We start from the raw sequence: 25,377 nt of genomic DNA, 5'->3' as shown, positions 1-25,377 counted from the left end.
AAAGGGCAGAGTATGACAAATTCCTTAGATCGAACGTGTTATTCATCTGCCCTTTCATTTTTTTTAGCAGCTTGCGTTTCCGATTGCCAAGCAACCGATCAGACTGGAACTGATCGGCCGCCTGGCGTAAAATGGGCACAACGAAGGGCAGCGCATGAGCCAACCTTGTTAGACCTGAATCATCCCTTAGGACAGCGAGTGGATTTTGCTTCGATCACTTTGCCAAAAGAGAAACCTTTAACTAATGCCGGAAAAGTTTTGGGGCCGTCACGGGATAGAGAAAAAGTCCTGAAGTATTACCAGTCCGAATCGTTTATGGAACCCTATACACAATTGTTAAAAAGCCGATCTTTCTTTATTCCCAATTTTATCGACCGAGACAATCATTGCAACCATTTGGCTTTTCAAGAGGATTTCAACCAACGCATTCAATAACTAACCAAGAGGATTTTGAGCAAACAGAAAGAAAAGCAATATCTTTCAAGATTTCCCACAGACAATTTCTTTACATTTTCAGATGAAATGAAAGCATCTGTTGAACAATTAGACGATGACATCGCAGACCTTAAGGCCCGACTTTCTAAAGTTATCCAAAGTGCTAAGATCATTGCTTCTTGTCCTTTCGAACCCTACCCTGTCCGTTTAAAACGTGAAAACCAAATTTACGGGCACCTTTTCACTTTGGAAAGTCCAGATGCCTAAAACTTAACTCCGTCCAACTACTTCAAGGTGATCTCTTTTTCAACGGAAACCGAGGCGACAGGTATACCAACCGTACCAAGAGCAATAAGGCTTGCCAGAATTAAGACCAAAAAAAGTGAACCTACAATTTTAACAATCATGTTTTAAGGCTTTAGACGTTGATGATATTGATTTAACCATAAACCAGCATCGCTGCCAAACAAATCAGGCGTCAGTTCAGCAATTGTTGTTAGCATGGGGATTAGTTCTTTTTGCTCGTGCCCACTAAAGTTGCTGAGCACATAGTTTGAAACAGCTGAGGCATGGCCTGGATGGCCAATGCCTATCCTCAGGCGCCAATAGTCTTTTCCAATGCTTTGGTCAAGGCTGGTCAAACCATTGTGCCCCCCTGATCCGCCACCCTGTTTCAGTTTTAATCGACCAAACGTCAAATCCAAATCGTCATGAACAACGTACAAATTCTCTACAGGAATCTTATAGAAATTCATCAGGGCACCAAGGGCTTGCCCCGACCGATTCATGAACGTAATCGGCTTACAAAGCAAAACCTTATGAGGACCCAATTTACCCTCTGCAATGAAGGCATTGAATTTCGTCTTGAAAGGGTTAAAAGGGTAGGATTGAGCTATGGTATCGACGACCATAAAACCCACATTGTGCCGATTTAAAGAATATTGAGGCCCGGGGTTCCCCAGGCCAACTAACACAAACATTGCTTTAGATTACCAAATAAATTTAAGCAGTTTTCTCTTCGTCTGTTGTTCCGCTGGGGGCAACAATCGTGGCCAAAACATTGTCACGAACCGGATGGGCCGCTTGTGCACCCTGTGGCAATTTCAGGTGCTCAATTAAAATGCTCTGGTGCATCTCGACGCCGCTTAAGTCAACAACCAAATTCTCAGGAATCATATGTGGTGAACAGGTAATTTCCAGTGAGTGAATAATCACGTTCAACGCACCACCACGTTTCATAGCAGGCGATTTCTCTTCGTTGATAAACGTCACCGGCAGAAATAAGTTCACCTTAGAATCTTTGTTTATACGTTGAAAATCCACATGCAAAGGGGCATCACTGACGGGGTGAAGCTGTATATCTTTCGCGATAACCTCTTGCTTCTTACCGTTAATCTCAAGCGTAAAAACTTTGCTGAAAAAATTAGAAGATTGGTGCTCTCTCGCCAAAGCTTTAAAATTTACAGCGATCATTTCGGGCTCTTTACGGTCGCCATAAATAATACCTGGCACCATGTCAGCGCGACGAAGAGCGCGGGCAGGCCCTGTACCTTTGTTTCCGCGGCTCATCGCCGTCAAAGCTCCGATGTTGCTCATGTCTCTAAACTCCTACAATAAGGGGGGTATATATTTTATCTCAAACTCTTTGATAAACGACTGGGGACAAATTTTCAACTGTTATTGGTTGTTCGTTGGTTGTTAATTTCGCGTGAATCGGCAATACTGGCACTAACTTACGGGAAAAACACAAGGGGAAGCCACCAGTTAAATGGATGTACTTTTTTATTTATTCTCTGCCATTTTGATTGGGTGTGCCGCTGCTGTTGTTTGTGTGCGCAACACCTTGTACAGCGTTCTTTTTTTAATCATGGCCTTTTTCAATGCGGGAGCCCTTTTTTTATTGATGGGGGCCGAATTCATTGCTTTAATTTTAGTGATCGTGTACGTAGGCGCCATAGCCGTATTATTTTTGTTTGCAGTAATGATGCTGAATGCGTCGCAAACGCAAAACCAAGAACTGGTGCGTTACCATTTAGGTTCCATAGTTGCAGCTTGCGTCTTTGCAGGAGAATTAATTGCGGTTGCACTTCAATGGAAACAGGGGGCAAGAACTGTTGATCGGACTTCGTTTCCCATGCCAAAGTATCTTAGCAATACCGAAGCCTTGGGCGAACTCTTATACACCCACTATTTTTACGTTTTCCAGATCTCGGGTCTGATTTTACTTGTTGCCATGATCGGAGTCATTGTTTTGACTTTATCGACACAGAATCAGCGTTTATTGCCCAAACAAAATCTGAAAAACCAGTTGAACCGCACAAAAAAAGACACATTGGTATTAAAGCATGTAGAATTTAGGCAAGGCCTCAAACAAGGGAATCCTTAAAGTGTCAGTCGATGTTCGAAGTTATCTCATGGTTTCTGCCATCTTATTCACCATAGGTATTTTTGGCTTTTTTCTCAACAGACGCCACATCATTCACTTATTGATATCCATTGAACTTATTCTGCTGGCGGTTAATATAAATTTTGTGGCTTTTTCTGCAGATATTTCTGACATGTCTGGTCAAATCTTTTGCATCTTCGTATTAACAATGGCTGCTGCCGAAACTGCTATCGGGTTGGCTATTTTGGTTTCCTACTTTCGAAAACGGGGCACCATTGATATTGATCAAGCAACTCAATTAAAGGACTAAGAACCAGTGTCACTCAACCTTTTGTCCCTTCTGGTTGTTTTCAGCACATTGGGCGGGTTTTGCCTAAGTTTATGCTTACTGCGGCACCCAAGGATCGTCCAGGCTGTAACCTGCATGGCCGTTGCCATCAGTTTTGGCGGCCTTTTGGGGTTATGGTTCAGCCTAAAGCCCGATCTAACTTTTGCGATGAAGCTGTGTTACTGGTTAAAGGTTGGAAAATTAAAGATATTTTGGGGACTTTGTTTTAATGATTTGAATTTTGCCATGACTGGGGTGGTTACGTTTATTTCCTTTTGGGTTCATATTTATTCGTTGTCTTATATGGCCAATGATCCACATCGCGCCCGTTTTATGGCTTATCTAAATTTTTTCACCTTTATGATGTTGCTGTTGATAACGTCACCAACGCTTATTCAAATGTTCGTTGGATGGGAAGGGGTCGGCGTGGCGTCGTATTTATTGATTGGATTTTGGGGCCACCGAGAAAAAACAGGGCCTGCAGCCATGAAAGCCTTTCTGGTGAATCGGGTTGGTGATGCAGCCATGTTGCTTGGCATTTGCGCCTTGTTATATCAATTTGGAACCCTTGAATTTTCATCCCTAGCCACACAGATTCCAGGCCAAGCCGATGCCACCATGAACTTTTGGTTCAGCGAGGTATCTGCCCTTAATCTAATAGGGCTTCTGTTTTTTATAGGCGCCATGGCAAAATCGGCGCAAATTGGGTTTCATGTTTGGTTGCCTGATGCCATGGAGGCCCCGACACCAGTTTCTGCCCTTATTCATGCAGCCACCATGGTAACCGCGGGCATATTTTTACTAGCCAAATTGTCACCTTTATACGAATGTGCCCCTTACGTTAGAAACGTTATGATTGTTGTTGGGGCCTTAACTGCTTTATTCGGGGCCGTTGTCGCCCTGACCCAGACAGATATCAAAAGAATTATTGCCTACTCAACCTGCAGTCAGCTGGGATATATGGTGTTGGCATGCGGATGTTCCGCCTATAAAGCAGCAATTTTTCATCTAGTTACCCATGCCTTTTTTAAAGCCTTGTTATTTCTTGGGGCTGGCTCGGTCATTCACGCCATGTCCGGTGAACAAGATATTCGAAAAATGGGTGGCCTGGCACGTTTTATTCCAACGACTTGTGGGTTGATGTGGATAGGCAGTTTGGCATTAGGCGGTATTCCCTTTTTATCGGGTTACTATTCCAAAGATTGGATTCTCTATTCCCTTTGGGAGGCAGGATCCATCGGTGGCCTTACCATTGCCTTGTTCGTTATAACACTGACGACTTTTTACAGTTGGCGTTTATTATGGTTGGTGTTTCAAGGTCAATTAAGAGCTGATGACCAAGTCGAAGCCCACCTTCACGAATCCCCCCTTCTCATGTTGATCCCTTTATTTGTTTTGGCTTCAGGGGCTGTCGTCAGTGGCTGGTGTGGTTGGCACTTATTGCTCGTTGAGACAACCCACAGCCCCTTGTGGTTGGAATTGATCCCTTTCGTTCTTGCAGTGTCTGGCATCCTTGGGGCTATTCATGTCTATCGCCATCCAAATTTAGCTAACAAGCTGGGCAATGGTCTATTGTATCAATTCTCTTACCGCAAAGGCTATTTTGACGAGATTTACAAGAGCTTGCTCACAAAACCAATTTTGCAGCTGGGCACATTTTTTTGGCGTATCATTGATGTCCGAGTGATTGATCGATTCGGACCAGAGGCCAGCAGTAAAGTCCTGCTGTTTTTTTCTGGACGTCACAAAATTTTACAGAACGGTTATTTATCGCGTTATACATTCATCATGATGTTAGCAATTCTTCTGATTTTGGGATATTATTTGGTGATATTTTATAATTGTCCTGGGTTTTCTAGGGTTAACCTATAATGACTTTACCTTTCCTAAGCTTAATGATTTTTTTGCCCCTTTCAGGGGTCTTCTTTTTGGGTCTTGTTCGTCCAAAAGATGAACGAAACGCCAAATCCGTCGCGTTATGGATATCTTCGATAAACTTCGCCCTCGGTCTGATTTTGTGGGCACAATTTAATCGATTTAATTCTGGATATCAGTTGGTTGAAAAACACGAATGGTGCAACGGAATCAACATCTTTTACTACTTAGGAATTGACGGAATATCCCTCTATTTTGTCATGCTAACCACCCTCCTGACGCCTTTGTGCATAATCTTTAGTTGGCATACCATCCAAAAAAGAGTTCGGGAATATATGATGGTTTTCCTTCTGTTAGAAACCCTTCTTTTAGGCAGTTTTTGTGCCCTTGATTTGGTCCTTTTTTACATTTTCTTCGAGGGAACCCTTATTCCTTTGTTTTTAATTATTGGCGTTTGGGGAGGGGAGGGTCGCACTCATGCTTGCTTTAAGTTTTTTCTCTACACCTTGTTAGGGTCTATTTTTATGCTTCTGGCCGTTGCCAAGCTGTACAGTGAATTTGGAACGACAGAAATCCCTTCTCTTGTAGATCAGAAGTTCTCACCCCTTTTAGAATCATGGATATGGGTTGCTTTCTTTATTGCCATGGCTGTAAAGATCCCTATGTGGCCCTTTCACACGTGGCTTCCCTATGCCCATGTGGAAGCCCCAACGGCAGGCTCGGTTATGTTAGCAGGGGTATTGCTTAAACTTGGTGGGTATGGCTTTGCACGTATTGTGATCCCGATGTTGCCTGACGCCAGCACCTACTTTGCCCCTTTTGTCATGACGTTAAGTGTGATTGCCATTTTCTACACGTCTCTTGTTGCGTTGGCCCAAACGGATATGAAAAAACTAATTGCGTATTCTTCAATTGCCCATATGGGATTTGTAACGTTGGGATTGTTTAGCTTGACCCCAGAGGGAACCACAGGCGCTATTTTATCAATGTTAAGTCATGGACTTATCTCTTCAGCCTTGTTTTTTATGGTTGGGATGCTGTATGACCGCTTTCATGCGCTTGAAATTAAGGCTTATGGAGGGCTTCATAAAGCTTTCCCAAAGTTGGCAGCCTTATTCTTAATATTTACCTTTTCATCCATCGCTGTGCCGGGAACTGGGAGTTTTGTTGCCGAATTCCTTATTCTTTATGGAACATTTCAAATTAATACTGTTTTTACGACCTTGGCGTTATCAGGAGTTGTTTTGGGAGCTGCTTACTCTTTGTGGCTTTATCATCGGCTATTTAATGGAAAATTAGTAACCCCATTAAACGATTCAACCGACATGACATCCTCTGACAATATTTCCTTTGGGCATAAATCGATTGAGACAAAAACCCACCAAAGGACCAATCTTGATCTAACTTTTTCAGAACGTTTTATTTTATGCTATTTATTGGTTGTGGTTTTGGCCATGGGAATTTACCCAAGATTCTTTACGAAACATATTAACAAATCGGTGCGCCAAAGTGTTCTTTTGCACCATCGTATTAGCCGGCCTAATATAGCATTATATTAAACCATGATTGATCAGCCAAAGCCCTTACTAGACCACCTTTTGGAATTAAGAAAAAGGTTGATCTATTCCTTAATTGGATTTGTTATCGTTTTTTCCATCTGTTACGTTTATTCGGAAAATATCTTTCAATTCCTGGTTCGCCCCTTGGCCCAACTGTTGCAAACAAAGGGAGGCGGTCGGCGCCTAATATACACTGGCCTTACAGAAGCCTTTTTGACGTATATCAAAGTGGCAGCCTTTGCTGCGGCCTTTATCTCATTTCCGTTAATGGCTATACAGGTTTGGCGGTTTATAGCGCCCGGTTTATACCACAATGAAAGAAACTTGTTTATAGGCTTATTGGCAACAACACCAGTGCTTTTCCTGTTGGGGGCAGGGTTTGCCTATACAATTATTTTTCCAACAGCGTATGAATTCTTTTTAAGTTTCGAATCGAATGCAGGGCATCTGCCCATTCAGCTAGAGGCCAAAGTCAACGAATATTTGTCTTTCGTCATGCGCTTAATATTTGCATTTGGTATTTGTTTTGAACTGCCTGTCGTGTTGACGTTATTGGCAAGCGTGGGTTTGATTACCGCTGAAACGCTTGTTAATAAATGGCGCATCGCTGTTGTGGTGATCTTTGCCATTTCGGCCTTTATAACCCCCCCTGACATTGTCAGCATGCTGGGTCTGGCCTTGCCGCTTATTATGTTGTATGGTTTTTCTATTATGATGGTAAAGGTCTTGGCGAAACGCCGAGCCAAAAAAGATGTTTAAGTAATGTTTGATCTTCGTTTTATACGCACCCACCCCGATTTATTTGATCAAGGTTTACAGCGCCGTGGGTTAGACCCACTATCAGCTGTTATTTTGGAAATTGATCAACGACACCGCCATGCTTTGACCGAAATGCAGGCGCGGCAAGCGGCCTTGAACACGTTGGCCAAAACGTACTCGACGGTGAAAGCAACCAATGGGAATTTGCAGGAATTAACGCAAAACATTGATCAAACCAAGCAAGATTTAAAAGATTATAAACACCAGGCCGACCAGACCGAACAAGATCTGCACCGCCTGTTGTCCGAAATACCAAATTTGCCAGCTGACGATTGCCCTGATGGTGCGGACGAGGCGGACAATTTGGAAATTCGCCGGTGGGGGAATTTACCAAGCTTTGATTTTACGCCCAAAGCCCACGATGACTTGGGCGTTGCCTTGGGCTTAATGGATTTCGAAAGGGCCATTAAGCTTTCAGGTTCGCGTTTTGTGGTGTTATACGGCGATTTGGTTCGCCTGGAACGCGCCCTGGCACAATTTATGTTGGATATTCACACGCGTGAATTTGGTTACAAAGAAGCTTACGTGCCGCTGATGGTGAATGAATCGGTGATGTTTGGAACCGGTCAATTGCCCAAATTTCGAGATGACCAGTTTCAAACCAACACCGGTCATTGGTTAATACCAACGGCCGAGGTGGCGTTGACCAACCTGGTGTCGGGTGAGATTTTGGCCGAGGCGGATTTACCTTTGCGGTATACAGCCTATACCCCGTGCTTTCGAGCAGAGGCTGGGGCGGCAGGGCGTGACACACGCGGCATGATTCGCCAACACCAGTTTAGCAAAGTTGAGCTTGTCAGCATCACAACCCCCGAACAGGCTGTGGCCGAACATGAACGCATGACAGGTGCCGCTGAAACTGTGTTGCAACGATTGGGATTGGCCTATAAGGTCCTCAGCTTATGCACCGGCGACATTGGTTTTCAATCGGAAAAAACTTATGACTTAGAAGTTTGGTTGCCAAGCCAAAATACATACCGGGAAATCTCCAGCTGTTCACGGTGCAACACCTTTCAGGCGCGCCGCATGAACACGCGCTATCGCCCCGTTGATGGGGATGGCAAAACCCAGTTTGTCCACACCCTCAATGGATCAGGTGTTGCTGTTGGGCGTGCCTTGGTTGCGGTTATGGAAAACTATCAACAATCTGATGGCAGTATTGCTGTTCCTGATGCGTTGCAGCCTTATATGAATGGGCTGAAGGTTATAGCAAGAAAATCATGAAAAAACAAAACGTGAAAATTGCCGTTGTTGGGGCCACAGGAAATGTGGGTCGGGCTATGCTGAGTATATTAGAAGAGCATGGATTTCCAGCCGAAAACATCACAGCGGTTGCCTCTGAAAAGTCAAAAGGGCAACAGATTTCCTATGGGGAAAAGCATATCTTGGTCGTTAAGTCGTTAACTCATTTTGATTTTTCTGGTTACCACTTGGCGTTGTTTTCACCGGGCGGCAAAGTATCGGCGGAATATGCCCCAAAGGCTGCAGCAGCAGGGTGCGTGGTGATTGACAACACATCGCACTTTCGCATGGATGCCGATGTTCCTTTGGTTGTACCAGAGATTAACGCGGATGCTTTGAAAGATTTTACCAAACGCCGCATTGTGGCAAACCCCAACTGTTCAACCATTCAGTTGGTTATGGCTTTAAAACCCCTGCATGATTTGTCACCCATCAAGCGGGTCGTTGTCTCCACGTATCAGTCCGTTTCAGGGGCCGGAAAAGAAGCCATGGATGAATTGTTTCACCAGACCAGGGGCGTGTTGGTAAACGATGCCCTTGAAAATAATTGTTTCACCAGACCCATTGCTTTTAATGTCATTCCCCAGATTGATGTGTTCAGGGACGATGGCTACACAAAAGAAGAATGGAAAATGGCCGTTGAGACGCAAAAAATTATGGATGCTCCTATTCAGGTGACAGCAACTTGTGTGCGGGTTCCCGTTTTTGTGGGGCATGCTGTGGCGGCGACCATTGAATTTGAAGGGCCTGTGTCTGTTGCCAAGGCCCGTCAAAAATTGAGCCAATTTCCAGGCGTTCGTGTCGTCGACAATCCTGAAGACTATCAATTCACCACACCCATCGAATGCGCCGGCGATGACGACGTTTACATCAGCCGTATCCGCCAGGATAAAACGGTTGAGCATGGCTTATCCCTTTGGATTGTCGCCGATAATATCCGAAAGGGCGCAGCCTTAAATGCCGTCCAGATTGCTGAACGGCTGATACCGCTTCTCGATTCTTTACCGGGTTTTTCTGTTTGATCTTTTTTACATAAACGGCGGCTCAAAAGCCTTAAATAGAATCACTATTCGCGGCTTTCTCGCCTAGTCTTTGTAAAAAACCTCTGCCATCAAATTCCCGAAAAATTACCAAGAAGGGTATGTTAAAGATTATTTGTAACCCTGCACATTACATCCAGGTAAAGGAAGCTAAGTTCTCATTCGTCGCTGAGTGATTATGGGACAAGTTTTCCCCGCCAAGCCATTGGACTTTATTACCATTCTTTTTGATATACTTGTACTGTATTGTCTGGCCTGATGGCACAGTAACGCTGCCAGTCCAGGTTGGGTAGTTTTGTGAAGATAAAAGCATTGCTTGAGCGGTATCCCAACAACCCAATTCTGGAGTGTTACCCGATACATAAACATTCTGGCCATAACTAGTCGTCGTTTTAACTGAAAACTTAACAGGCGTTGCCTTTTTAGCGCCAACCTTACCAACAGACCAAAAATCAGAGGCTAACCCATTTTCAAGCGTGAAATAGTCATAGGGTATATAACAATAACCTTTGTCCCCCCAGCCTGTTCCCCACGAGTTTCTGACTGTAAAGGTGTTGGGTGCTTTCGGATTCGTATTGTATCCAACAACCATTAGCCCGTGACCGCCCAAGATGTCCTCTATGCTGGTGTCAGGCATAGGTACAATACCTGTTGCAGCAACCGCGTCAGATTCAAAAGAATCATAGACGTCGATACCAATAAGAACAGGATTATTTGCAATTAATGCTTTTTTAAAGTTGGTCACAACATTGTCATCTTGGGCAATGCTGGCAACACCTGTATCAAGATCCATGTCGGCAAGTGCTGCGCTGTAACACAAATCGGACGGTTTAACGGTAAAGGGTGGATTTTTACCACTTGTAATGTCGCTGTAGGGCCAAGCAGACCCGAAAGGAGGCGTCTTTCCCGATTCAGAAGGTGCCCCATAATTTGATATAGCCAAGATGCTGTCAGCTATGGAAGCGCCTACGTCCTGGGTTACTCCACCACCATCCGCACTTCTCTCGTTGTAATAAATAAACATACGCGAAGGGGTGGGATAAGAGGGAGTGGTGGTACCCTTTATTGATGCCTGTGCCTGTGCCAAAAGATTTTTGTAATGCAAAGCCCCGGCGGCTGCATTGGCCGTACAAGACCCAAGTTGCCCTTGGTCATAGGGGGTAAAACATGTGGCAGCATTTGGAATAGCGGTTCGAATATCCCAAGAGGTTGGAAGTGTTGCAGGCGCACTTTTAAAAGCCGCCATGACTGTCTTCCCTTTTTCAGCAGCAGGGTGATTTGACAGAGCCGCCAGTATGTGAGGGCGATCTTTATCACGAACCAAATTATACTTATGACCATGAATGGATGTTTTATGCGAAGCAGCTGTTTCATGCTCCACACTTGCAAAAGAAATGGAAGTAGAAACCAGCAATAACGCCAGCGTCATACTTGTTTTCGAAAGAATCATTATAATAACCCCTATAAATAAAAAATTAACTTCACATTTTTATTATAGATATGTAACCTTAATCGTTTACTAATATTGGAAATTTTAAATCACATAAAAAAAGAATTATTCTTAATTCAATAATTTGATTTTGGCGAAGGGGAGCCGTTCAACAAGCCCCCCTTTTCAAGTCATAATTTGCATCACTTCCAGTTATAAGAAACTGGATTTTCACTGGCGGAAGGGGTAACAGACAAATTCGGTCCGTCAAGCCATTGAACCCTTGCAGCTTTAAGCCCTTCAGGCTGCGCTAATTTGGTAACGGGACCATACATTCTCACATATTTGTAACTTACTGTCGTGCCTAACGGTGCAGTGATGGTCCCCTTCCAGGTTGGATAAGCATCGGGGGAAAGTAACAATGCTTGGGATAAGTTCCAAGATCCCAATTGAGGGATATTTCCAGAAACGTAAACATTCTGACCAAAAATTGTAGTGGCACTCACGGAAAATTTAATGGTCCCTTTTGCAACGGACCCAACTTTTGTAATCGTGCGTATTCCGGCGAATTCGAACGGCAATTCTGGTTTTATCCGAATGGCCGTTCCGGTTTAATTCGAACGGCAATTCTGGTTTTATCCGAATGGCCGTTCCGGTTTAATTCGAACGGTGAATCCGGTTTTATCCGAACGCGGATTCTGGTTTAATTCGAATACGAATCAAAGAGAAGCGAACTCTCCGATTTTATCTCATTTTTTCACCCCTTCATTGTTTGTGATTTCCGTTGTGTCATGCAAAGGACCCTCGATGTTTTTTTGTTTGGTGTTTTCCTGATCCTTTTCTTTACTCCTCACTTTTCTCATAGATTCCCCTTTAATTTCAAGCCTATAAGAATTATGAACCAACCTATCGAGGATAGCATCCGCTAACGTCTCATTTCCTATGGTTTCGTGCCAGAGTTTGACAGGAATCTGACTGGTGACAATCGTAGAGCGTTTATCATGTCGGTCATCCAAAACCTCCAATAAGTCACGGCGTTGCTCATCTGTCAGAATAGACAATCCAAAATCATCTAAAATTAAAACCTCCGTTTTAGCAAGTTCACTCATTCTTTTTCCATAACTCCCATCCCCCTTTCCAAGCTGCAATTCGCTAAGCAAGCGACTGAGGCGGCAGTAATGAACTTTATAACCTTGAAGGCAAGCCTTGTGGGCCAGAGCACAAGCCAAGAATGTTTTCCCCGTGCCACACGGCCCAACAATCAAAATATTATGATGAGAAGCAACCCATTGGCATTGAGAAAGTGTGGCCAACAAAGATTTGTCTAGGTTACGCTGACATGAATGGTCAATATCTTCAAGGCAGGCCGTCTGCTGTAGTTTGGCACTGCGCAAGCGTGCCTGTAATTGCCTGTTTTCCCGGGCGATGACTTCTGTATCAACCAACAAGCCAAGACGTTCTTCAAAGCTCAGCTGCGTTATGGTTGGTTGCTCCAGCTGTTCTTTAAAGGCTTTTGCCATAGAATGAAGACGAAGTTTTTGAAGGTTGTAAACAATTGGATTCAGTAACATGAAAGGGTCTCCTTTTTTAGATTATTTAAAGTATTTTTGGCCACGAATATATTCGTGAGAATCAGAGAGGCTATTGACTTCTGAGGACGAGGATAAAGACTGTTGATCCATCTTGTTCTTCAAAATAGATTCAACATTTTTGTAACTGTGGCCTCCTATCTCTAAAGCCCTTTTACAAGCCAGCTCTAAACGGTCTTCACCGTAACTCTTGCCGAGCCTTAAAATCCCAAGACACGTGCGAAACCCCTGTTGAGGATGGGCGCGTGAAGCCATGATGACTTCTATCAATTTTGCCGTTGCTTCCCCCGTTTTCTTGGCCCAAGAAACAATTCGTTCGGGTGTCCATTCCACCTGTGCTTGATGAGCTTTTGGCATGTGCAGAGTATTTGTCGTATATCCGTTGGCACCATAACTTCTGACATGGGTCGCGACACATTTATTCTGACAAAAAATTTCAACAATCGTCGGTCCATAGCGAACATAGAGAGATTCCTTTGCCAAGGCATAGGGAACACTGTAAAAATGCTTGTCTAACTCAATATGGTAGTTGAAGCCGGCTTTAACTTTTTTCCACTCGGCGTACTCATACCGAGTTGTTGGAAGGGATTTTAATGCCTGTTTCTCAAGGTCTTGAAAGTGGCTTAAACGGGATCCTGGCAGTTTTTGGAAAGGACGTCGGTTTAAGACATCCAAAAGTGGCTGAATAGCTTGGTTTAACTCGCTCAAGCTAAAAAAGGTACGGTTACGAAGCTTGGCCAGAATTTGTCTCTCGACTTGTTGGACTGCATTCTCAACTTTAGCTTTATCCTTCGGACTTCTTGACCTTGTTGGAATAATTGCGACGCCGTAATAAGAGGCCATATCTTGATAGGTTGGGTTGATATCAGGTTCGTAAAGATGCGCCTTATGGACCCCACTCTTTAAATTGTCTGGCACAACAATCTCTGGACAGCCACCATAATATTCAAACGCATTCACGTGAGACTTGATCCAGTCTGCAAGCGTTTGGGTCCATGTGGCCTCCACGTAGGTAAAACTGGACGCACCAAGCGCAGCTACAAAAATCTGTGCTTCACCGACTTCCCCTGTCGACGTATCCGTTACAACGGACATCGTTTGACCGGCATAATCCACAAAAAGTCTCTCTCCTGCTTTGTGGGTCTGGTGCATCCAGACATCAAGTGTTGAATTACGCCATCCTCGGTAAACGTCGCAGAACTGGCTGTAGCTAATCCCTTGGGGGTACTTTTCTTTATACTCACTCCATAATAATTGTAACGTAACATGCTTGCACTTGAGTTCTTTATGAATATAAATGCAATCAATCTCTCCCCGTTGTTCTTTATTGATTTTTTGAGCAGGCGGATACAGCTTGATCTCCAACTCTTCGTCGCCTAGATTGTCGGGCACAGGCCAGCTTAAGTTAACTGCTTTTGCCCTCTTGACGCCTTCAACCGCCGTACTCGCGCTAATGCCAATGCTCTTGGCTATCTCCTGGTAACTACATCCACAGCTGTACCGTAAACGTAAGATTTCTCTGATCTTTCTCATTGATATGTGACTCCGTGACATGGGCTGTTCCTTTCATGTTTTGTTGAACAAAAAAAGGATACAGCGTTCATAAAACGCGTTTTATAACCAAAGGTCTCCTTGATACAGGAGGTCAAAGGCCATCGCTTCGTCTTGGAATCGTTATTCGATTTAAACCAGAATCACTGTTCGATTTGAGCCGGAATTGCCGTTCGGATTAGACCAGAATCACCATTCGAATTGAGCCGGAATTGCCGTTCGGTTTAGACCGGAATCACTATTCGATTTTCGCCGGAATACGCAGTAATCGTCCAGAAGTCAAAGGCTAAATTGGGGTTTGCGATATAGTCATAAGGTATATAATAATATCCGTTATTACCAATAGGTCTGCGTTCATCTCCAACCGTGTAAGAACTCCCCCAAGAGTTTCGGACAGTGAATGTGCCAGGTGCGTACTTGTCATTGTAACCAACCACCATTAAGCAGTGCCCTCCGAAAAGTGTTTCTTTAGAAGTGTTGGGTATAGGGACTTTGCCAGTTTTTGTTGCTTCAGCCGATTCAAAAGAGGAATAGATCGCTACACCAATCAAAATTGGGCAATTATTAGACAATAATTCTTGAAAGGTCTTCACCACATTGGAACCACGAGGAATGCTAACAGCGCTGGTGCCGCGAGCCACATTCTCCAATGCCTTACTGTAACAAGCATCGGTTGGTTTCATTGTAAAGTTTATTTTAGCAGTCGCACTGTCGCTATAGGGCCAAAGGGTCTCAGGCGGTGCACCCAAATTGGTTACGGCCAACGCAACATCACTCACAGAGGCACCTGTGTCCTGATTTACACTATCACCAGCAGCGCTTCTTGTATTGTAATAGATAAACAGCTTAGAAGGCACAGGATAAGAAGGGCGTGCTGTGCTGTTTAATGACTGGTCTAAGAGTTGTCTGTATTGCAAAACTCCTGCTGCAACTTGGGCTGTACAAGATCCAAGGCCACCTTGATCGTAGACAGGGTAAATTGAGGTATCGATGTCATTCTGAGTAACAGGTGGTTTAGACGCAGGGTTGATCAAGACACTGCGCATGTCGTAAGAAGCTGGCGGAGTTGATGCCCTGAGAGATTCAAGAAACGTTTGCGTTTTTTTCAAAGTTGAAAGGTTTGCAAGCTTCGCTAGGGTTTGAGGCCTTTCTTCATCCCGAACTAAATTATATCTGTGGAAAGGGGCCGCAGCCTGTTGGGATGCATCTGCTTCTTTCTCCACACTTGCAAAAGAAACGGACGTAGAAGCTAACAATAGCGCCAGCGCCAGTCCTGTTTTATAAAAAACCATAATAATAACTCCATTAATTAATAACATGCATATTAAATATTACATATAAAAATTAATTATTGGTTAATATCATGTATTTTTACTAAGTGATATCAAATATATGGGGCTTCGCTATTTAATCGACAAATTTACAAGGACATGCCCGGTCTCGCGCAGTGCAGCGTTAGAAAACTGTCTGCGTTCAAAAACAACTAAAAATTGATTTCTTTTCTTTCAAGGCCTTCTTTTCCCTAATCTCTTGCTGAAAGGACCAAATTTGTGTGATCAATCTTTGGTAAAAGCCCCCCAATTCTTGGTATGAACCAAGAGGCAGAGTAAACACAGGAACATCTTCATCTAACTTTTTCTTCCCGTTTTGACTTTGTATTATCGTCACTTTTAAAAATTCCATCATGCTGAAAGGCTTTTTTTAAAATCGTCAATATTGACTGCGACCAGACTGCTTTTTTTACACTTTTTGATCAGTTGATCAAACGTAGGTGGCAATAAGAAAGATGGACCGTCTGGACCCATGCCAGAAGAATTTGCCCCCACACCCAAGACAACAAAAAGATCAGGGTTTAAGGTAATCAGGTAAAACAAATCATTTAAAATCAGTTTTATATCGCTAACTTGCTGAAATTTTTCTTCCAGTTCCTCTTGCCGTTTGATTAATGTCTCTATTTTTTCTCTTATCATCGTACAATTAGCTGCCTCATTTGTTAAAAGGCACTCCGCTGACGTGACAATAGAACGATTTGTAATTGTGATCTGATTATCCATATGAATTTTTAAGCCGATTTGCATTTGATTAACTTCAGACCAGAATGATCCGTCGAACTGATGGGTTTGGGGAAAAAACGTAAAATCCTTATATTGAACAGGGGCTAGTCTTGTTACATCCCTGTCAGCATCTTTCCAACAGGCAAAACACAAACCCGGAACGGACAACATAATGCCAGCCAAGGCGATCAATCGAAAATACAAACTCATAGAATTTTTCATAGTAGTGGTTGATTAAAAAGGAAGTTTTATTGTAATATCAAATATTAAATAAAATCAATAAACAAAATAAATATTGAAGATCTATTTTTAAGAGATATTAACCGTTTGTTTACATGTTTTATATAATATATGTAATTCAAAAGCCATTATTAACATTAGCGATCATGAAAAATCATTCAAGTGTTTTTTTAGTTTTAATAATAATTTTATGTTTTTGGCATTCCCCACCAACCTGGGCCACCGACTCTTGCATTGGGCTTTTTTCGATTGAAGTCGACGATGAGCAAACTCAAAAAATTATTACTACCGCCGATCAGGCAGAATTTGTCTTAAAGTCTCTTGTAAAGCTTGATGACGGTTTGCGGCACGTGCCAGTTGTTTCTGTTATTTCGCCTTCAGATACATTTCTTGTGACGCTGACCGAAAAAGTAGCATTATTATCTGCCTTTGCAGATGAACATGAAAAAAATGCCAGTTATTGGTGCGGCTGCTTTTTTTCAAGCATTGAGGGACAAAATGAGCTTTTAAGTCAACTTGAACCCATTATCGCTGATTTTAATCTTTGGCTTTCAAACACGAAACAGGCTCTTAACCCCCCACTGAAGACCGTAATCAATCCAAAGGTTTCAGGCTATCCGAATCAAATTCAGGTGTTAACGGGCATGACTGGTAAGCTGAGGGGTTTGAATACATTAGGCCATCGTTGGATGGGCACAGAGCAATATGAACAAAACCTTGCCCTAAGTGATATTGTTAAAACGGTTGAATTTTGCTTACGCAAAATAACAAAGTTGCAAGGTCACTCGTTTTTTAATGGGAATCGGCACAAATTTTCTGTTTGAATTTTCTGTTGAATATTTTGGATTTTTATTATATTTATTCTAGTCTTTAATCAAAAAAAATTCTTAGTTGTAATGCATAAAATTTATCTATTATTTTTAGCCCTCAGCCTATGTTCTATTGTTTATGGGCAAGATGATGATCTAAGCTTAGAGATCCCTACTTTCCACACAGACATTCATCACGAAAACTATTGCAGAGAGTCCTCTTCAGGAAATACGCGTGCAGTCGCAACACTTAGTATATGGCCTAATACATACTCGATTGTCCTTGTAGACATGCCCCCCATTTTCCATGAAGACCATCCCTTAAAAACTTCGTATCCTATGGAAGCTGGCACTTCTTTTGAGATAAATGATGACCCCCACCTCTCAACCCCCAGCTGCTCCAACGAATAAACCAACATCTTGTTGCATTGTGCAGTAATACCACCTATACACTTTGACTGATTTTGTCAGGCACGTGCACCGCTGGGAAAAACAGCTTAGGAAAAGATAGACAAAATTGGAAAAAATAGTCGATAATTAATCTATAATTAAATTAAAAATTGATTTTTCATGTACGCAAATTTTTTCCTTGTTTTTGTTTTTGGCCTCTGTTCAATCGGTTATGGAGCCGATCTGCGCCAAGAAATACCCCCAATCAGAGATCTACAGGACGTACCACTTGCCCTGATAAGTATGGGAAGTGGGGAAAAGAAGGAGGATTCTGAAGACTCAGTTTCAAGTCTTCAACAGGAAAATGATACACCTTCGAATGAGAAAGAACGGTACGCGCTTCTAAAAAGTAAGATAGAAGACAAATCCATTAATGATGATAATTTGTTAGACCTGCTGTATTTATATTGGTGTCGTAAGGTGAATTTTGACACACTTCACTCAAGAGGACAGCCAACCCTGGCCAGTCTTTTGGTGAAAGTCACCCGCCCTTATGATGATGGATATGACATAGACAAAAAGCAGTTTAAAGGCCGCTTTCGGGACTTAGGCAATATGATTCGCCAGGTCGATGATGAAGAGTCGCCCGTTCCAGATAACCTTTTATTTGCAGGTTCAGCCCTTGAAAAAAGATTTGAAGGAACCTCATATTACTTGCGCACTGGAGAAAGCATAGGGACCTGCTGTAATATTCTGTAGATGCGCTTAATTTTAAATAAATTCTTTGTTGAATTTTTATTTCTTTTCTTTTATAAATTTCTGTATCCGTGTTAAAAAATATTGACCCCCATGCGTAAAATTCTGCTATTTGTTTGTGCTTTGATTGTTTATTCAAATGTTTATGGTGGGGTTGAAACTGCTGTCCTTAATGAGCGGGACTTTTCTGCACTCATTAAGCAGGCTCCTTCACCGTCGATCCTTTCTGATGAAGAACACTCAGATTTTAGCCCTCCTCGCCAAGCTGAACACCTTGGACCTGACTCCACCGACGAGGAGAAAAGTAGCTCTGATGAGGATAGTAGAGAGAACTCCGATAAGGAAAATATCTCTAGCGATGAGGATCACATCCCACCCGTTTTTCATAACTTATCCCCGCCAAAGCTTAGCGGAATTCTGGAAAGTAGAGTTGGCGAAGCCCCAGTTCTCTCTAAAGAGACCGAGGAAGAGCAAGAGATGCTTAAATTCCTCAAGCGCAACTTACACGAACAAGAATTCTTGCTCTTCTCAAATTCCTTAAAGATTATGCGCTCCCCGGATGCTAAGGAGAACAGGTTTTACGCCTGCGCAAAGCGGACAGTGGAGAACCTATACGATAGTGCCACCTTGCGCTCTTTAGAGGCCATGAGCAACTTTGCACTGAAAGAAGGAGAATCTTCTTCTTGTATTGTGCAATAGCCTTAAATACAGCCTGACTAACATACAATTCATAATGGGTGGCGCTTCTAATAGGAAATGCCTGGATTTTCGTGTTATTCCGGCCAGCTAAGAATATCTTGAAACTCCACAAAAAATTAAGATTTTATAGACAAAGCTCAAAAAAACAACTTACAATTAAAGAATAATTAGATTAAAAATTGTTTTTTATGCGTAATTTTTTCCTCTTCGTTCTGGCCTTCAGTTTTTTTGGATCTATTCATTCAGCCGACATCATTGACGAAGGGATTCGGAATAAAAAATCAACTCCCCCACTATTCATTTGCGGTGCACCCTTTGGACTGGACATAATTGAGGACTATTTAAGAGAGTTTCCGTCCCTGAGTTTTGATGATTGTTACCACGGGCATTTTTCTCCGTCCAGTACTTTTTTTCTTTTTTGACTCCCCTAATTTTCCCCTTCACTTTTCCAACAAATTCCCTTTATCAATCCACGGGACGATGCTATTTTTCTCCCACGGAACAGGCTGGAAAGCCGATGGCCGTGCATGGTTAAGGGAAGGGTTGCTTCGGTGACCCCCTTCCTTCAAGCTCACCTTTAAGCATGCTTTAAATATTCGGGGGTGTGGGGCAGAGCCCCGCCATATTAGGCAGCCTCTTTGATCTCCCCCACCAGATATAAATCAGCCGGACGTTTGTTCTTGATCCCCTGATGGCGGCGTTTCGTATTGTAAAAGATCAAATAGTGCTCCAAGCCCTTTTCGAGCTCCCACATGGTTTGATGGCAGTAAAGATGGATATGTTCATACTTAATGGACCACCACAACCGTTCAATCCGAATGTTATCAATGCAGCGCCCCACGCCATCATGACTCACCTTGATCCCATGGGCTTCTGCCGCTAGGATCCAAGCTTCCCCTGTGAATTGGCTGCCTTGATCCGAGTTCACAATCTCCGGCGATCCGTGACGTTTTATGGCCTCCTCTAAAACTTCAATCCCATGACTTGCTTCCATTGTGTTGGCCAACTTCCAGCCCACAACAAATCGTGTGTGCCAATCGATCAAGGCAAATAAATAGACCATGCCGCCGGGGAGCTTGATGTAGGTGATATCCGTGGCCCAGACTTGGTTTTTGTGATCAATCACAAGCTCCTTCAAAAGATACGGTCTGACAGCATTTTCACGATTTGCGATGGAGGTGTTTGTCCGGGGTTTGGGTAATATGGACCGCAATCCCATAAGTTTCATCAATCGCAGGGCGCACTTGTGGTTGATGCGTATTCCCCGATCCAAAAGCCAGCAGGTGATTCTCCTATAGCCAAAAAAGGGGTGTTCCCTCCATATGTCCATGATTTCGTTCATAATCTCAGTGTAAGATTCATCTTCCTTTTCGGCATAGTAATAGCTTGAACGGTGAAGCCCTAGAAGGTCGCATTGTCTTTGAATTGTCAGGCCTTGGTCCGGGGAAATAATGGAGCGCTTCTCTCTAACGCTCATTTCCCCAACGCTTTTTTTAGAAAATCTAAGTCCATGGTGAGCTGGCCAATCTTGCGTTGAAGATCGTCAACTGTGGGGCCATTTTCTTTAGGTTTTTTGCGACGGCTGAAAATCTCAGGCCCACCATCCAAAAGCTCATTCTTCCACCTCTGGAGAACGCTTTGATGAACGCCATATTTTTGTGAAAGTTCTGATACGGGGCTCTTGCCACTGATCATCGCAATCGCTGCTTCTAATTTCGTTTTGCCGCTGTGTTGTTGGCGGATCTTTCCCATTTTTTATTTCCTTCAGTTGCTGTCTTTTATACAACACTCAGGAGCTAAAAAACTCTCTTAACTTTGTGTCCAGTTTTTGGGGTGCAGGGCAATTCACCCCGACCTCTCTTCAAGAACACCTTCGCTGGTTGACGCGCAAAGCGAGCCCCATATTCACTTGACATTGAACAACACAGAGGATGTGTATGCTGAGGACTCGGTTGTAGAGACACGACAAAGCATTCTTGCATCCCCCAATTCCAGACAATACGCATATCAGAATTTGAAAACACAGATAGAAGATAGAAAGATTACAGACGAGAAATTGTTAAACATACTCTTTGCGCGTTGGCTTCTTGATCCAGATTTGGACAAACTCCATTTGGGATCAAATGAACCCAGTTTAGCTTGTGTTTTAATGAAAGTGATCCGTCCTTATGACGCAGTATACGATATTGTTGGTATCAGTAAAGATGCTGATAAAGATGTTTTCAAAGGCTGCTTTCGACAGTTAGGCAATGAGATATTTCAACTGGGTTGGTCTAAACATGATTATGAACAGGATAATATTTTTTTCAATCGTTCTCGTTTATACGAAAGCTTCAGTAAATCCCTACACGACCTGAAAAATATGAGCTTGCCAAGTGATATGCCAGTCCAAGCTTGCTGCACGTTACAATAGTTTTACTTCAATCCAAATAAAAAATATTCGATAATCTTTTGCAAAATCTTTATAAAATTTTTACTAAATAGGTTATTTTTTTTCTATTAGTAACTTTTATGGTCAAATTAAAATTTTCTATGTGTTTCAAGCGCAAGGTCTTATCGTTGATTTTTTCCCTTTTTCTCTGTTCGATCGTTTATGGATCTGACCAAGATGATATCTTCGATGATGAAAATTTCCCTGTCACTTTCGATAACAAGCTTCCTGAAAATGATAAATTGCTTCGCCCCATAGCCGTAAAAATAGCCATTTCTTTAAGCGAAACTTCTGCCCCCATTCCTTCTGTTAAATGCAAAGCACCAATGAAAGAAGCCACAGAAACGGGTGATAATGGCTTTTCGGAGATCTTTGCAGACAACTGTCAGAACAACACTTGCATTGTGAATTAGCGTTACCTATATGTTAAGGAAACTAACACACATAAAGCTGCCGGCATGCCCCTTCAAAACATCATTGGCCTAAGCCGTGAAGAACTGATCACCCATTTTCAAGCGCACCAAATACCGAAATTTCGGGTGCAGCAGGTTTGGAACTGGGTTTATCACCACGGCGTGACCAACTTTGATCGTATGCTAAATATATCAGCCGCCATGCGCCAACAGTTGCAGGAAGTGTTTGTTATAGAGCGCCCCCAGATCGCCACCTCGCAGGTTTCTAATGACGGCACGCAAAAATGGTTGCTGCGATTCAATGATAATCAAGAGGCCGAGACGGTTCATATACCAGAGGTTGACCGGGGAACCTTATGCGTCTCCTCGCAAATTGGGTGCACGTTAACCTGTAAATTTTGCCACACGGGAACCCAAACCCTGGTCCGAAACCTAACCTCTGCCGAAATTGTGGGCCAGATGATGGTGGCCCGTGATGTGTTTGGGGAATGGCCGTCGCCCGTGGGTAACCGGCACGTATCGAACATCGTCATGATGGGCATGGGCGAGCCGTTGTACAATTACGAAAACGTCAAGAAGGCGCTGCTCATTATTATGGATAACGAGGGGATCTGTTTGTCGCGGCGGCGCATTACCCTGTCAACATCGGGCGTGGTGCCCATGATGCAAAGGTGTGGCGAAGAAATTGGGGTGAATCTGGCTGTCTCGCTGCATGCTGTGCGCAATGACGTTCGTGATCACCTGGTTCCCTTGAACAAGAAGTATCCGGTTGAGGATTTGCTTGATGCCTGCAGGCATTATCCAGGGGCCAGCAACTCGCGGCGCATCACATTTGAATATGTCATGTTGAAAGATGTGAACGACAGCAATGCGGACGCCAAGGAATTGCTGCGCCTGATTCGGGGGATTCCCGCCAAAATTAACCTGATCCCTTTTAACCCCTGGCCCGGGTCGACCTTTGAATGCTCATCAGCGATGCGTATTGAAGAATTTGCCAGTATTATTCAAAGGGCCGGCTATCCGTCGCCCGTTCGAACCCCCCGCGGGCAAGACATTCTGGCCGCCTGCGGACAATTGAAATCGGCCAGCGAACGACAAAGGAAAAGTAAGTTGGTGGAGGCAGGTACACCGATGGCAGCTGCTTGAAGCACCCCACCAGAGCTCCGTTAATGAAATATTAATTTTAACAATTTATCTTAAAATAAGAGGTTTTTTAATGCGCGTTATGTGATCGGTGATAAAGAAAATGATTATCAATAAGTCTCCAATCACATTATTAAAAAGCTTGGGCGATAAAAGATTGGCCCAATTCCATGCAGAGCGCGCTTTTAAAAACGTCAAGGCTTACGCGCATTTTTTAGAAGGAAAGGGTTTAACAACCCTCCCCGCGGCTTTTGAAACGCTTCCGTTAATGAATAAGCAAAACTATTTATTAGCATCTAATTATTTTGAGCTTCTTGCTGACGATCACCACAAAGAAACCTTATATCTGCGTTCCTCAAACTTAAAAAATTCTTTTTTTTGGCCTCAATACAACACAACAGCCATGAAAGGCCTTCTTTTAAGAAGCTATGCCGAACTGAATTATAATATCTATACAGCGCCAACAGCTTGTATCATCGCCGCATCTTTAGGAAGCTGGGCAGGTGGCACCAGTTTTGCCTATTACGCTGAAAACGTATCCGACATTACCGAATATCCTTTCTCTGTTTTTACAGCCGGCAATAATATCGATGAAATTATCGAATTCATTCTAAAATATGAACCTCTGTACGAACAATTTTTGTTAGTTCTGTGCCCTTCTTTTATAACGTATATTCTTGATACCGTTGACAGCCTGGGCCTGCACGCAAAATTTCCCTTTCACAAATTAAGATTCAGTACCCTTGGTGAACCCTTTAATGAATCATTCAGAGAGCATTTAGACACGCTTTGTTGCCCAGCGGGCGCCGGGGTCGCAACCTCCATGCTCTCTATTTATGGAAGCGCCGACACAGACCTTCTGGGGGCTGAATCTCAGGCCTCTGCCGCTATTCGTAAACTTCTTTACCAAGACAAGTCCCTTGCCACCAAAATGGGGTACAATGGGATCCTGCCCAATTTTTTTCATTTTTATGCAATCGACTATTACATCGAAGAAATTGGCGGCGACCTGTGTATCACCAAATGGCAAGGAATTCCCCTTATCCGTTACAATTTGCATGACTCCATTCAATTGTATCCTTGGAAAGAATTGCGGGCATTCATCCTGGCCCACAGACCTGACAATGATCAAAATAAAGCCTTGTATGACGTAATTCAGGATATTGGCGACCATTTGCCGGACATTGTAGCCCTGTTCGGCCGGTCAGACAGCAACTTGAAATTAAAAGGGTCTTTAATAGCCGAGGTCATCTTAGACAATGTTATTCAATCCAAACCCCTTACGGAATTTTTAACGGGACATTACAAGGCCAGTGCTGAATATGACGAGCATGATCATCAATATCTAAGGCTGCTGGTTGAAACAAAAAAGTCCACCAAGGAACCCTCGCCAGAATTGTTTCAGTTTCTGTATCAGAAAATTATAGAAGGGTTGTGTGACCTGCAGCATGAATTCAAAAAAGATTATGAAGAGATTTACAAGCAATTTGACCAAGACCCAGAAAAATGCGTCCTTCGTTTGGGCCTTTGTAAATGGCCAGAGCTTTCCCAAGAGCTTTTTAAAAAGACGAAGAGAAGGGGGTTGGTTTGATTATATAGATTTTTGAGTATATTTAAAATTCTATTTTTATCAAAATATTAACTATTAACAAATAAAATATACGAATTAAATCCTGTTGATGGTGGTTCGTTCATGAATGTCTTTGCGCATTTTGTTGTGTGGTTATATGACCTGTATCTTCGAATAAGGATGCCGTCTTATTACTTGTATTTAGACCAATTTGAAAATATTGATGCGTATTATAGATCACTTGATTATTCATTCCGACGTTATATTTTTTCAAGTATAAAGAAGTTTGAAAATCAGAAAAAATTATTTACGTCAAGTGATGGCATTAAACGCTTAAATAGAGAAATCAAAAATTTTATATGGAAAGTTTTCCAACAAAAACATAACCCTGCGTCTTTTTATTATTTCTACATTATCTTTTATTCAATAATATTAAAAGCAGGTTGTGCAAAAATAAGAATGATTCGAAATACATCCAAGGAAATTATTGGGTTTTATGTGTTTTTCCCCACAAGAAAAGTAAATTATTTACTATCGGCATTGATAGATATTTCAGATCCCTCAAGCAGGAACTGTTCGTACTTTTATTACATTAACGAGATGATTGAGTTATCTTTTA

General features: G+C 42.8%; 29 protein-coding genes. 17 read left to right on the top strand and 12 right to left on the bottom strand.

What is annotated here, in order from left to right; genetic code table 11:
• The first annotated feature begins 12 nt into the window (after positions 1-12).
• Together EQU50_RS04050 and EQU50_RS04045 are read left to right on the top strand one after the other, a co-directional pair.
• Positions 13-435, top strand: a complete 423-nt coding sequence (locus EQU50_RS04050; protein ID WP_130153867.1) for a hypothetical protein — start codon at positions 13-15, stop codon at positions 433-435.
• 87 nt (positions 436-522) lie between these two features.
• Complete coding sequence (locus EQU50_RS04045) at positions 523-702, top strand: hypothetical protein (RefSeq protein ID WP_130153866.1); 180 nt, start codon at positions 523-525, stop codon at positions 700-702.
• Positions 703-719: 17 nt separating this feature from the next.
• Here EQU50_RS04045 and EQU50_RS08570 read toward each other — a convergent pair whose 3' ends face one another.
• From EQU50_RS08570 to EQU50_RS04035, 3 genes are read right to left on the bottom strand one after another with little or no spacing between them, the layout of a single operon-like run.
• Positions 720-842 (bottom strand): hypothetical protein, encoded by a 123-nt coding sequence (locus EQU50_RS08570; RefSeq protein ID WP_277986310.1) that lies wholly within the window; start codon positions 840-842, stop codon positions 720-722.
• A 3-nt stretch (positions 843-845) separates the two neighbouring features.
• Complete coding sequence (pth, locus tag EQU50_RS04040) at positions 846-1,415, bottom strand: aminoacyl-tRNA hydrolase (RefSeq protein ID WP_130153865.1); 570 nt, start codon at positions 1,413-1,415, stop codon at positions 846-848.
• Positions 1,416-1,437: 22 nt separating this feature from the next.
• On the bottom strand, positions 1,438-2,031 hold the full coding sequence (locus EQU50_RS04035) for a 50S ribosomal protein L25/general stress protein Ctc (protein ID WP_130153864.1): 594 nt from the start codon (positions 2,029-2,031) through the stop codon (positions 1,438-1,440).
• 172 nt (positions 2,032-2,203) lie between these two features.
• On the opposite strand from EQU50_RS04035, the gene EQU50_RS04030 reads away from it, so the two are divergent.
• Genes EQU50_RS04030 through EQU50_RS04000 form a run of 7 tightly spaced genes read left to right on the top strand, consistent with a single transcriptional unit; the run spans position 2,204 to position 9,666 of the window.
• A complete protein-coding gene (locus tag EQU50_RS04030; protein WP_130153863.1) occupies positions 2,204-2,821 on the top strand; it encodes an NADH-quinone oxidoreductase subunit J in 618 nt (205 codons plus the stop codon).
• Position 2,822: 1 nt separating this feature from the next.
• Positions 2,823-3,131, top strand: coding sequence for an NADH-quinone oxidoreductase subunit NuoK (gene nuoK / locus EQU50_RS04025; protein ID WP_130153862.1), 309 nt, complete (start codon positions 2,823-2,825; stop codon positions 3,129-3,131).
• A gap of 6 nt (positions 3,132-3,137) precedes the next feature.
• Positions 3,138-5,021 carry an NADH-quinone oxidoreductase subunit L gene (gene nuoL / locus EQU50_RS04020; protein WP_130153861.1) on the top strand — a complete coding sequence of 628 codons (1,884 nt, stop codon included), beginning with the start codon at positions 3,138-3,140 and terminating at the stop codon, positions 5,019-5,021.
• Complete coding sequence (locus EQU50_RS04015; RefSeq protein ID WP_130153860.1) at positions 5,021-6,583, top strand: NADH-quinone oxidoreductase subunit M; 1,563 nt, start codon at positions 5,021-5,023, stop codon at positions 6,581-6,583. The genes nuoL and EQU50_RS04015 overlap by 1 nt, the downstream gene beginning before the upstream one ends.
• Before the next feature lie 3 nt (positions 6,584-6,586).
• Complete coding sequence (gene tatC / locus EQU50_RS04010; protein ID WP_130153859.1) at positions 6,587-7,342, top strand: twin-arginine translocase subunit TatC; 756 nt, start codon at positions 6,587-6,589, stop codon at positions 7,340-7,342.
• A 3-nt stretch (positions 7,343-7,345) separates the two neighbouring features.
• Positions 7,346-8,626 (top strand): serine--tRNA ligase, encoded by a 1,281-nt coding sequence (gene serS / locus EQU50_RS04005; RefSeq protein WP_130153858.1) that lies wholly within the window; start codon positions 7,346-7,348, stop codon positions 8,624-8,626.
• Complete coding sequence (locus EQU50_RS04000) at positions 8,623-9,666, top strand: aspartate-semialdehyde dehydrogenase (RefSeq protein WP_130153857.1); 1,044 nt, start codon at positions 8,623-8,625, stop codon at positions 9,664-9,666. The genes serS and EQU50_RS04000 overlap by 4 nt, the downstream gene beginning before the upstream one ends.
• Positions 9,667-9,814: 148 nt before the next feature.
• On the opposite strand, the gene EQU50_RS03995 is transcribed toward EQU50_RS04000, so the two are convergent.
• The 7 genes from EQU50_RS03995 to EQU50_RS03965 form a co-directional block, all read right to left on the bottom strand.
• Complete coding sequence (locus EQU50_RS03995) at positions 9,815-11,134, bottom strand: carbohydrate-binding module family 20 domain-containing protein (protein WP_130153856.1); 1,320 nt, start codon at positions 11,132-11,134, stop codon at positions 9,815-9,817.
• A gap of 182 nt (positions 11,135-11,316) precedes the next feature.
• Positions 11,317-11,694: a carbohydrate-binding module family 20 domain-containing protein gene (locus tag EQU50_RS03990; protein WP_165380332.1), complete on the bottom strand. Its 378-nt coding sequence runs from the start codon at positions 11,692-11,694 to the stop codon at positions 11,317-11,319.
• Between the two features lie 168 nt (positions 11,695-11,862).
• A complete protein-coding gene (gene istB, locus EQU50_RS03985) occupies positions 11,863-12,684 on the bottom strand; it encodes an IS21-like element helper ATPase IstB (RefSeq protein WP_130153461.1) in 822 nt (273 codons plus the stop codon).
• Between the two features lie 21 nt (positions 12,685-12,705).
• Positions 12,706-14,235: an IS21 family transposase gene (gene istA, locus EQU50_RS03980; protein ID WP_420886594.1), complete on the bottom strand. Its 1,530-nt coding sequence runs from the start codon at positions 14,233-14,235 to the stop codon at positions 12,706-12,708.
• Positions 14,236-14,477: 242 nt separating this feature from the next.
• On the bottom strand, positions 14,478-15,545 hold the full coding sequence (locus EQU50_RS03975; RefSeq protein WP_165380331.1) for a C1 family peptidase: 1,068 nt from the start codon (positions 15,543-15,545) through the stop codon (positions 14,478-14,480).
• Positions 15,546-15,726: 181 nt separating this feature from the next.
• Positions 15,727-15,939 carry a hypothetical protein gene (locus tag EQU50_RS03970; RefSeq protein WP_130153853.1) on the bottom strand — a complete coding sequence of 71 codons (213 nt, stop codon included), beginning with the start codon at positions 15,937-15,939 and terminating at the stop codon, positions 15,727-15,729.
• Positions 15,936-16,517, bottom strand: coding sequence for a hypothetical protein (locus EQU50_RS03965; RefSeq protein WP_130153852.1), 582 nt, complete (start codon positions 16,515-16,517; stop codon positions 15,936-15,938). The genes EQU50_RS03970 and EQU50_RS03965 overlap by 4 nt, the downstream gene beginning before the upstream one ends.
• A gap of 176 nt (positions 16,518-16,693) precedes the next feature.
• Between EQU50_RS03965 and EQU50_RS03960 the strand changes: the two genes are divergently transcribed.
• The 4 genes from EQU50_RS03960 (at position 16,694) to EQU50_RS03945 (ending at position 19,201) form a co-directional block, all read left to right on the top strand.
• Positions 16,694-17,371, top strand: a complete 678-nt coding sequence (locus EQU50_RS03960) for a hypothetical protein (RefSeq protein ID WP_130153851.1) — start codon at positions 16,694-16,696, stop codon at positions 17,369-17,371.
• Positions 17,372-17,443: 72 nt separating this feature from the next.
• Positions 17,444-17,767, top strand: coding sequence for a hypothetical protein (locus tag EQU50_RS03955; protein WP_130153850.1), 324 nt, complete (start codon positions 17,444-17,446; stop codon positions 17,765-17,767).
• Between the two features lie 159 nt (positions 17,768-17,926).
• Positions 17,927-18,505, top strand: a complete 579-nt coding sequence (locus tag EQU50_RS03950; protein WP_130153849.1) for a hypothetical protein — start codon at positions 17,927-17,929, stop codon at positions 18,503-18,505.
• 90 nt (positions 18,506-18,595) lie between these two features.
• On the top strand, positions 18,596-19,201 hold the full coding sequence (locus EQU50_RS03945) for a hypothetical protein (RefSeq protein WP_130153848.1): 606 nt from the start codon (positions 18,596-18,598) through the stop codon (positions 19,199-19,201).
• 625 nt (positions 19,202-19,826) lie between these two features.
• Here the strand turns inward: EQU50_RS03945 and EQU50_RS03940 are convergent.
• Positions 19,827-20,678: an IS3 family transposase gene (locus EQU50_RS03940; protein WP_130153847.1), complete on the bottom strand. Its 852-nt coding sequence runs from the start codon at positions 20,676-20,678 to the stop codon at positions 19,827-19,829.
• Positions 20,675-20,953, bottom strand: a complete 279-nt coding sequence (locus tag EQU50_RS03935; protein ID WP_130153492.1) for a helix-turn-helix domain-containing protein — start codon at positions 20,951-20,953, stop codon at positions 20,675-20,677. Before EQU50_RS03935 ends, EQU50_RS03940 begins: the two co-directional genes overlap by 4 nt.
• Before the next feature lie 76 nt (positions 20,954-21,029).
• On the opposite strand from EQU50_RS03935, the gene EQU50_RS03930 reads away from it, so the two are divergent.
• From EQU50_RS03930 to EQU50_RS03915, 4 genes are all read left to right on the top strand, one after another.
• Positions 21,030-21,614, top strand: a complete 585-nt coding sequence (locus tag EQU50_RS03930) for a hypothetical protein (protein WP_130153846.1) — start codon at positions 21,030-21,032, stop codon at positions 21,612-21,614.
• A 146-nt stretch (positions 21,615-21,760) separates the two neighbouring features.
• Positions 21,761-22,045, top strand: a complete 285-nt coding sequence (locus tag EQU50_RS03925) for a hypothetical protein (RefSeq protein ID WP_130153845.1) — start codon at positions 21,761-21,763, stop codon at positions 22,043-22,045.
• Between the two features lie 45 nt (positions 22,046-22,090).
• Positions 22,091-23,191: a dual-specificity RNA methyltransferase RlmN gene (gene rlmN / locus EQU50_RS03920; protein WP_130153844.1), complete on the top strand. Its 1,101-nt coding sequence runs from the start codon at positions 22,091-22,093 to the stop codon at positions 23,189-23,191.
• A gap of 100 nt (positions 23,192-23,291) precedes the next feature.
• Positions 23,292-24,779 carry a phenylacetate--CoA ligase family protein gene (locus EQU50_RS03915; RefSeq protein ID WP_130153843.1) on the top strand — a complete coding sequence of 496 codons (1,488 nt, stop codon included), beginning with the start codon at positions 23,292-23,294 and terminating at the stop codon, positions 24,777-24,779.
• Positions 24,780-25,377 lie beyond the last annotated feature (598 nt).

Source organism: Candidatus Finniella inopinata, from assembly GCF_004210305.1.
GTDB lineage: Bacteria > Pseudomonadota > Alphaproteobacteria > Paracaedibacterales > CAIULA01 > Finniella > Finniella inopinata_A.
Note: the sequence above shows the minus strand (reverse complement) of the source record. Positions and strands in the feature narration are given on the sequence as shown.